This is a genomic window from Shewanella inventionis (genome assembly GCF_014641855.1).
In the GTDB taxonomy this organism is placed as follows: Bacteria; Pseudomonadota; Gammaproteobacteria; order Enterobacterales; family Shewanellaceae; genus Shewanella; species Shewanella inventionis.
On the sequence record NZ_BMII01000075.1, the window covers coordinates 1 to 6,985 of the forward strand.

The following is a 6,985-nucleotide window of genomic DNA, read 5'->3' on the forward strand; positions in this document are numbered from 1 at the left end:
CGCTCAGACAGTCCATTTCTTTGTTGCATTGCCTTAGAAGGGAATAACCATTATTTCAACAATGCGCCTCAAACTGAACAGTCTGAGCGACTCTGATTGGTCACATAATTAATGGAAATGGTATTATTTAAGTGCAGATAAAAGCAATCAACACAAATACTCAAACCCTTATGCAATGACTTGGTTAAACACTTCTACATGATGTGATTCAACAAGCTCTGGCATCACATTGTGAAAGTAATGCTGTATCGCATCTTTGGCACAATGATTATCAAATGCTTCGCGATCAACAAATTTTTCCACAAATGCGACTTTATTGTCATCATCTAGACTCACATTTAACTCATAGCGAATACAGCCCAACTCTCGGCGGGTGTCGGGTATTAAACTGGCCAGCGCAGCCACTAACGCGTCACGTTTACCGGCTTTAGCGACAAACTGCGCAACACAAACAACTTGTTGAGTATTGATCGAATAATCAGACATCTATCTTCCTTAAATTATGAATAGTTAAGCAACATATCCAGATGCGGTATGCCATCTTCTAAATATACTTCAGAATTAACCACAAACCCGAGTTGTTGATAAAAATGACGTAAATAGTCCTGGGCGCCAATTTGAATATGATCATCTGGCCAGTGTTTGTTGGCAATGGCTATGGCGTGCTGCATTAACTGATACGCAAGCCCCTGACCTCGAACAGTTTTAGCAATTGCAACTCGACCAATGCTTGCTTGTGGGTAACTAACATTGGGAGCAAGTATACGGCAATATGCCACAACATTTTGCTGCTCATCAACACCGAGTAAATGCCTTGTATGTATGTTTTTATCTTTACCATCTAGTTCAGAATAAGGGCAATTTTGCTCAACCACAAACACATCAACCCGCAGTTGTAATACATTATAAAGCTGCTCTAACGTGAACTCATTAAAGCCAACATCTAGCCATGTTAACGACATTTATCACCTTAATTTGTTGTACTGACTCAAATAATACTAACATGACTGAAGTAGATTGATCTGAACTACCTTTTTCGACCATTTTCAATCAGTAACCCAGAACAACCGTAATAGATAAACAACACAACAAAATAGGCTGCTAACATGCTGTGTAAATATTAAGTATTTAGTGAGTTTATCTATGTGGCATTGAGCGAAAATGTATTGAGGTGATTCTTTCAAAAGAGGCACTGAGTTGCAATATCATTATGCTTTTGCAATCTAGGTTTAGCACTAAAAAATCTATATTAACGCTAGATATTTTTGTTCAACTTGGTGCTAGTATCGATTTAACCCAGTTAAGACAGGATGCTTATTACAACGCTATATTCGTATGATTTTTGATTGATATTGTGATTCAAATAATTGTTTAACATTTTTACAGAGTGAACCAAGCCCAGTGCATACACGGAGTAAATAACATGAGCAAAGAACGTAATAATTCAAAAGAATCAAAGAAACAGCCGCAATTAACGTTAAAAGAAAAGCGAGCAGTGAAACAAGCGAAAAAAGCGCCTAGCACTTCAGTCATCAAAGGCAAATAATCTCAGCGCAGTGAGAAAAAAATACCGAGTCATTGACTCGGTATTTTTATGCTTATCATTTAGTTAGAACTGATACTTAACACCAACTTTTAGCTGCCAAGCTGATTTGTTAATGTCATAGGTATTTTGGTTATCTGTTTCGATACCATCTTGACCGTACGGCACTGAGTAAGTATAAACTCCAGTGGTAGCATTATAAGCATGATCAACTAACGTTGATGTACCATAGCTTTGATATTCAACCACGCCCCAATCATCATTGACTAAATTAAGTACGTTTTTGATATCAAAATATAAGATACCTTTGTGCTCATCACTAAAGCCAGGAAGCTCTTGAGTAAAGCGAAAATCAAGCTGATGCACCCAAGGTTGGTTATCAGTGCCTTTTGGTGCAATACCGCCGGCATATTGGCTCAAACCAATGTCGTCAAGAGCAGCTTTAAGTGCTTCATAAGTTAACCCATCTGCATACTCAACGTTGGCATCATCAGCTCCAGTTGGAATATATGGCAGGTAATATGACGCATTGGCAAAACTGGCTTGGTCGCCTAAGTTTCCGTCTCTATAAGAGCCCAACACCCATGTCATCGGATTGCCTTCACGCGCTTCGTAGAATAAGTTAAAGCTAGAGTTATATCCTGCAACAAACTCTACGTCATAGCCTAAACTAAAGGTAAAACGGTGAGGTGTTTCATAATAGCCAGTGCCCATGGTTGTGCCATTACGGTCATATTGCACTGGAGTATATTGATAGTTTGAGGTCGCGGTAGAAGACGAGCCTTGGTTGCCTTCTTCCACTGAGTTATAAGCATAACCTGCACGCATGCTTAAGCCCATATCCCAATTTTTCGCTAACGATAAACTGAAGGTTTTACTTGAACCATCTTTGTCTGCATTGGTTAACATAATGTCGTAACGATCAGTGTTTCCACCCGCGCCATTATTAGCAAGAGGGTCCCATGTTTCATACACGACACGGCCAGTGTCATCTGTGGTTACTTGACGACGAGCTAAATCAACCCAGGCGAGGTCATTTTCTTTTTTAACATACAAAAACTCAGCGCCAACAAACCAGTCATCACCTAGCGCACCAAAATCCCAGGTGCTATCAAACCCAATACTTGCGCGCCAATCTGACGGCAGTTTAAAGTTAGGATCTATCGCGTTCACATTGCCATCGCCACCCACTAAACCATCTTGTGCTTGTGATGGTACATTAGCAAAATCAGGGGTGCCCCATGCTGCGTCCCAGCCATCGTTATAGCTTAATAAGCTGTTACCATCGTTTGAGAAACTGTTAGAAATCCACACTGTGGGTGAACCACCAGTATAACGCCCTACACCACCGTGTAAGCTGACGTCTTCGGTAAGTTTATAATTAACGCCTACACGCGGTAACCAAATATCTTGGCCATCTAGGGTTTCGTTATTAGCAAAACCATAACGCTCAACAAAATTTTGGTTCAGTGCAGGAGAATCAGACATGCTAATGGTTTCATAACGCATGCCGTAAGTTAGGGTTAGATCAGGGGTGATCGCCCAGGCATCTTCAACAAATAATGCCAAGGTGTCCATATTAAAAGAGGCACCCACATCGTCAGGATTACCCGACATCGCATTAGCATAAAAGAACTGGTCTACGTCGCCATTTTCAAAATCTTCAATGGTATTAAATGACCAGTTACCCATTACGTTTTGAGCAAATAAGTTAAATACTTCAACATTGTTATACTGGGTACCAAAACCGATTTCATGATCGCCTAAGTAGTAATCGCCCACAAAACGCAGTTCAAGATTCTGGTTGTTTAACTCATTGGCTTGACGAGACTTATCGGTACCAAAAATCACATAATCGCTGGCACGGTCATAGGTTTGTACCGACACCATACCAATGCCTAAATCATCAATGGTTTTTGATTTTGAAGTGGTATCTTTATAAGCCAGTTTAATCTCAGTGCTAAAATCATCAGTCCAATCGCTATATAAGTTAGCAGCGTAGGTTTCTAATATTTCTTCTTTATCGTACCAAGTACTTGATAACTTTAAAGACGATGCACTTGAGCTCATGTTATTGGTTAAGTTACCTACCGTTGACTGGTAAGTGAAACTGGCGCGATGCTGGTCGTTAATGTTCCAATCCAGCTTGGCTAAGATTTTTTCATCCTTTTCTTGTGGCGTCGTAGTGTAACCACCAATACTATCAAGGCCATAAACTGTCTGCGCAATTTGCTCAATTAATGCTAATTCATCTGCAGTAACGTCTGAATCATTGGCATAACCTGCACCATTTGGCCCCCATTCTGCAGACTGAGGCGCATCGAAGTTCTCGTAAGAGCCAAAGAAAAATAACTTATCTTCTATTAGCGGGAAGCCAACAGTACCGCCAAACGTGGTTTCTTCAAAATCTTGCTCAATTTTATCACCCGTGTCTTGATTTTTACCGTCACCGGCCAAGCTATCGTTGGTGGTTTCCCAAAAAACTGAACCAGATAAATCGTTAGTACCCGACTTAGTCACAGCATTAATTTGTGCACCGGTAAAACCACCGTTTCTTGCCGTGTATGGCGACACATTTAACGCGACACTTTCTACCGCATCGATAGAAATAGGCGAACGCTGTGTTGGGTAACCATTTGAGTTAAGACCAAAATCATCGTTTTGAGATATACCATCAACCACAAAAGTATTGAAACGTGGGTTCATACCCGCCACGCTCATAGAAACGCCATCAGTACCCACGACTGCCATTGGGTTTTGACGTAGTACATCTTTTAAATCACGACTAATACCTGGCGCATTGGCAATGTCTTGCTCGCCAAAGTCACTATTACTGCCCGCTGTTCGGTAATATCCTGCACTGCCCACAACACCAATACGCTCCATTGCGCTTGCATCTTGTAGAGTACGATTAAAGCGGAATGTCTCGCCCAGTTGCAAGTAAACATCTTCTTCAACGGTGTCAGCAAACTGGTCAGAATCAACTTTAATAATGTAAGGACCACCAACACGCAAACCGCGCGCAGAAAACTGACCATTAGCAGTTACGGGCACTTCGGTAACTGTACCGGTCGGTTGGTGAATAATGGTCACTTTTGCGTCTGAGACAGCATTTCCTGCTGGCCCGGTAATTTGACCACGAATATCAGATGCAGTATCAGCTGCCGATGCGGGTAGTGCGACCCCCATTGCAAAACACGTCGCTAGCGCAAGGCGACTCATTTTATGACTTAGTAACATTTCAAACCCCTGAAAACTTATTATATTTTAATGTTTAACCCAATCCGCTGGGCCTTGTTATTAAATGCAGCAAAAACTGCAGGGGGGATTCTAGGGAGATTATGTTGCATTTTAATGGCAAAATTTATACAAAAAAACAACAACTAACCCACCGATTGGTTACATAAATTTGTCATAAAAATGCTGTATATTCGCGCAAAAACAGGGGTTCATTACAGCCAAGTACCATATTGAAAATTGGGCAACACACATGAAAAAATCAGTATTTGTTAATCAAAGCGCCATGATAATAAGTGGGTTAATACTCTCACTAAGCCTAAGTTCTTCTGCATTTGCCTTTGGCCAATTAGGGCATCGTATTGTTGGTGACTTGGCTCAGCAACACTTAAGCGATAACGCGAAGCAACAGATTGATCAACTAACAAATGGTGAAAGCCTGGCACAAATGTCTACATGGGCTGATGAAATTCGCTCAGACAAAAACTGGGACCACGCCGCGCCATGGCACTATGTTTCTATTGCAGATGACGAAACCTGGACAAGCGTAAAGCGCAATCCTGATGGAGACATCATTGAAGGATTACAGCGATTTGAAAATGTATTAAAAAACCCTCAAGCCAGCCAACAAGACAAATGGCAAGCGCTGGCCTTTTATGTTCATTTTGTTGGCGACATCCATCAGCCTTTGCACGTTGGTCATCATCACGACAAAGGTGGCAATACTGTTAAACTTAAATGGTTTGGCCACGACAGTAACCTGCATACTGTTTGGGACAGCAAAATTATCGAGCAACAGCAATTAAGCTACACCGAATACAGTCACTTTTTAAATCGTATTAGTCATGTTGAACGTCAACAATGGTCAGGGCAGAGTTATTATGATTGGGCACAAGAATCTAAGTCTTTACGTAAAAAAGCCTATGTTCTGGAACAGAATTATCAAGGTGAAGACGACTTACGTTACAACTATGTGTTTATTAATAAACCTATTGTTGAAAAAAGACTCCAACAAGCAGGCATCCGCTTAGCTGAAAAACTGAATGCCATCTTTAATCAATCATGCAACGTAGATAAATAAGCAGTAACGAAATAGAAACGGGGATCAATTGATCCCCGTTTTTTATTATCCGATCATGTTAGCTCAATAAGCTAACTCGGTATTATGATTAACGTTCAAACTTGTGGTATTTCTCAATACCAAATGAACGACCTTCTGCGTGACAAGTAGCACATGACTCACCTGTTGGTTGAGTAAACCAAGTGCCATCATTACCTAGGCCTTTTTCTGCGCTAATTTCACCACCGTTTAACTCCATGTGGTTCAATGCTTGGTCGCCATTATGACAAGCAAAACAGTTTGCAGTTATCGGGCTAGCCATCTTAGTTTGGTCGCCATTATTAAATGCTTTAGCTCGAATGTATTGATTCGGTATTGCATTCAAATCAATACCATCAGCATGACAAGACACACAGTTAATGGCATTTAACGCTGTAGCAGAATTAGCAATGTTATTGCCATCAGCATCTGTTTTCGCGCCAGATAACGAGTTACCAATTCCCCAGTGCATACTGTGTACCATTGGGCCAAAACCAGGGGCTGAGTTTGCAGCACTACGATCTTGTCCATTGTTATGGCAAGCGACGCAATCAACACCACCATTGTTGTATGCACCATTTTTGTGATAGTTGGTTTCGCTATTATGACATGTAGTACAACTATCGTTAGTCACTGCTAAACGGCGTTCATATTTAACAATCTCGCCTGTTGTTTGATCAACCGCATCTGAATAGGCTGTAAATGACATTGACGTTTCACCATCATTTTGTACCCAACCTGTGTAACTTAACGAGATACGGGCAGATGCCATAATACTTGCTTGATCAAAGCCACTTGATGGTGTTGGGAAACAGTGAGTTCTTGAACCATCAGCGTTATCGGTTTTGATTTCATTGCTACCATGACCAGCAAAACGACCAACAATTGATTCATTGTAATAGCCATGCAAATAGGCACCGGCATAAACAATTGGCTTACCAATCACATTGGTTGCACCTGTGGTGTCACCGTCTTTGTTGTATATACCGGTGATCATTGAAGGTGCTTGATTTTATTTCAAATCAGGATCATGCTACACCTCATGAAAATATACCTCACCGATGACCAGAAGAAACAGCTCGAAACCCAGCATGCTCAAGCGCGCG

At 41.2% G+C, this 6,985-nt stretch carries 6 protein-coding genes; 2 read left to right on the top strand and 4 right to left on the bottom strand.

What is annotated here, in order from left to right; translation table 11 throughout:
• Positions 1-168 precede the first annotated feature (168 nt).
• Together IEW93_RS21390 and IEW93_RS21395 are read right to left on the bottom strand one after the other, a co-directional pair.
• Entirely contained in the window at positions 169-486 is a 318-nt protein-coding gene (locus IEW93_RS21390; protein ID WP_188741228.1) for a putative quinol monooxygenase, read from the bottom strand.
• Positions 487-500: 14 nt separating this feature from the next.
• On the bottom strand, positions 501-962 hold the full coding sequence (locus tag IEW93_RS21395) for a GNAT family N-acetyltransferase (RefSeq protein ID WP_188741229.1): 462 nt from the start codon (positions 960-962) through the stop codon (positions 501-503).
• A 461-nt stretch (positions 963-1,423) separates the two neighbouring features.
• On the opposite strand from IEW93_RS21395, the gene IEW93_RS22285 reads away from it, so the two are divergent.
• Positions 1,424-1,546 carry a hypothetical protein gene (locus IEW93_RS22285; protein WP_263283564.1) on the top strand — a complete coding sequence of 41 codons (123 nt, stop codon included), beginning with the start codon at positions 1,424-1,426 and terminating at the stop codon, positions 1,544-1,546.
• A gap of 63 nt (positions 1,547-1,609) precedes the next feature.
• On the opposite strand, the gene IEW93_RS21400 is transcribed toward IEW93_RS22285, so the two are convergent.
• A complete protein-coding gene (locus IEW93_RS21400; protein ID WP_188741230.1) occupies positions 1,610-4,783 on the bottom strand; it encodes a TonB-dependent receptor in 3,174 nt (1,057 codons plus the stop codon).
• Positions 4,784-5,033: 250 nt separating this feature from the next.
• Between IEW93_RS21400 and IEW93_RS21405 the strand changes: the two genes are divergently transcribed.
• Positions 5,034-5,861 (top strand): S1/P1 nuclease, encoded by an 828-nt coding sequence (locus IEW93_RS21405; protein WP_188741231.1) that lies wholly within the window; start codon positions 5,034-5,036, stop codon positions 5,859-5,861.
• An 88-nt stretch (positions 5,862-5,949) separates the two neighbouring features.
• Here the strand turns inward: IEW93_RS21405 and IEW93_RS21410 are convergent, their stop codons facing one another.
• Complete coding sequence (locus tag IEW93_RS21410) at positions 5,950-6,876, bottom strand: multiheme c-type cytochrome (RefSeq protein WP_188741232.1); 927 nt, start codon at positions 6,874-6,876, stop codon at positions 5,950-5,952.
• Between the last annotated feature and the right edge of the window lie 109 nt (positions 6,877-6,985).

What these genes read in the sequence shown, in the direction of transcription:
- IEW93_RS21390 (WP_188741228.1), bottom strand. Translation starts at nt 486, where the DNA reads ATGTCTGATTATTCGATCAATACTCAACAAGTTGTTTGTGTTGCGCAG.
- IEW93_RS21395 (WP_188741229.1), bottom strand. Translation starts at nt 962, where the DNA reads ATGTCGTTAACATGGCTAGATGTTGGCTTTAATGAGTTCACGTTAGAG.
- IEW93_RS22285 (WP_263283564.1), top strand. Translation starts at nt 1,424, where the DNA reads ATGAGCAAAGAACGTAATAATTCAAAAGAATCAAAGAAACAGCCGCAA.
- IEW93_RS21400 (WP_188741230.1), bottom strand. Translation starts at nt 4,783, where the DNA reads ATGTTACTAAGTCATAAAATGAGTCGCCTTGCGCTAGCGACGTGTTTT.
- IEW93_RS21405 (WP_188741231.1), top strand. Translation starts at nt 5,034, where the DNA reads ATGAAAAAATCAGTATTTGTTAATCAAAGCGCCATGATAATAAGTGGG.
- IEW93_RS21410 (WP_188741232.1), bottom strand. Translation starts at nt 6,876, where the DNA reads ATGATCACCGGTATATACAACAAAGACGGTGACACCACAGGTGCAACC.